Origin of the sequence: Aeromonas sp. EERV15 (assembly GCF_900079845.1) — a bacterium.
In the GTDB taxonomy this organism is placed as follows: domain Bacteria; phylum Pseudomonadota; class Gammaproteobacteria; order Enterobacterales; family Aeromonadaceae; genus Aeromonas; species Aeromonas sobria.
On record NZ_FKKY02000046.1, the window covers coordinates 1 to 1,417 of the forward strand.

General features: G+C 59.4%; 1 protein-coding gene. It reads left to right on the top strand.

Annotation, left to right across the window (positions count from 1 at the left end; genetic code table 11):
* Positions 1 to 83 precede the first annotated feature (83 nt).
* A complete protein-coding gene (locus tag BN4575_RS20305) occupies positions 84 to 1,412 on the top strand; it encodes an IS4 family transposase (protein WP_068979562.1) in 1,329 nt (442 codons plus the stop codon).
* Positions 1,413 to 1,417: the final 5 nt, after the last annotated feature.

Below are 1,417 nucleotides of genomic sequence, written 5' to 3' on the forward strand. Positions count from 1 at the left end.
TAATGCCGATCAGTTAAGGATCCATTGACCGATCCTTCTGATGTGTGAAAATCCGAAACCTGTTGATTGGTTTCGGATTTTTTATGCGTATCGCTCAAGCTCTCGACTTCCTCCACGCCAGCAAGGCCGCTCAGTTTGAGTCACTCTCCAACCTCATTCCCCCCGAACTCATCACCACTCTGCTCGGCGAGGAGGGCGTCGCTACCCTGCGCCGTCGCCGTATGCCCATGGAGCGACTGGTCTGGGCCATTATCGGCATGGCCATCTTCCGCCACGTCCCCATGACTCAGCTGGTCAATCAGCTCGATATCCTGTTGCCCGGTGACCGCCCCTTTGTCGCCCCCAGTGCTTTCCTGCAAGCTCGCCAAAAGCTTGGCCACAAGAGCATCGAACGCCTGTTTCACGACACCGCCGCAGACTGGCACCAGCAGGCCAATCACCCCGGCTGGGCCGGACTACAACTGCTCGCCGTCGATGGCGTGATGTGGCGCACGCCCGATACCCCGGACAATGCCGCCGAGTTTGCCAAACCCGGCACCCAGCATGGCGAGACCGCCTATCCGCAGGTGCGCATGCTCTGCCAGATGGAGCTCACCAGTCACCTGCTGGTTCAGGCGGTCATGGATAGTTGCGCCGTCAACGAGATGGTGTTGGCCGAACAGCTTGTCGCGCGTACGCCGGACCACTCGCTGACCCTGTTCGACAAGGGGTTTTACTCCCTCGGCCTGCTGCATGCCTGGCAAACCGCTGGCTGCGAGCGTCACTGGTTGCTGCCGCTCAAAAAGGGCACGCAATACGAGGTGGTGCGCAAGCTGGGGCGTCAGGATGTAGTGGTACGCCTGACGACCAGTCCACAGGCACGCAAGAAGTGGCCGCAGCTGCCGGACACGGTGGAAGCCCGCTTGCTGACCCGCAACATCAACGGCAAGGAGCGGCAAGTGCTGACCTCGATGGTTGACCCGATGCGTTTCCCGGGTGCCGACATCGTCGAGCTCTACAGCCATCGCTGGGAAATCGAGTTGGGCTATCGGGAGATGAAGCACAGCCTGCAACAACACCGGCTGACCCTGCGCAGCAAGAAGGCTGCGGGGATACGGCAGGAGCTATGGGGTGTGTTGCTGGCGTACAACCTGCTGCGCAGCCAGATGGTAAAGATGGCGGCGAGCTTGAAGGGATACACGGCGAGTCAGCTGAGTTTTCACATGGCGTCGGTCTACCTCATCCATGAGTTGAGCTGCATGCCGTATGTGTCGCCGGGGAATATCCCGGGACGCGTTGCGGAGCTGGAGAAACAGGCAGGGCAGTTTGTATTACCGGCCCGAAGGGAGCGAAGTTATCCCCGCTGCGTGAAGCCGAGACCACAGAAGTATGGAGTTAAAAAAACCAATAAAAACAATGCCAGTCAGGCTTAACTGAC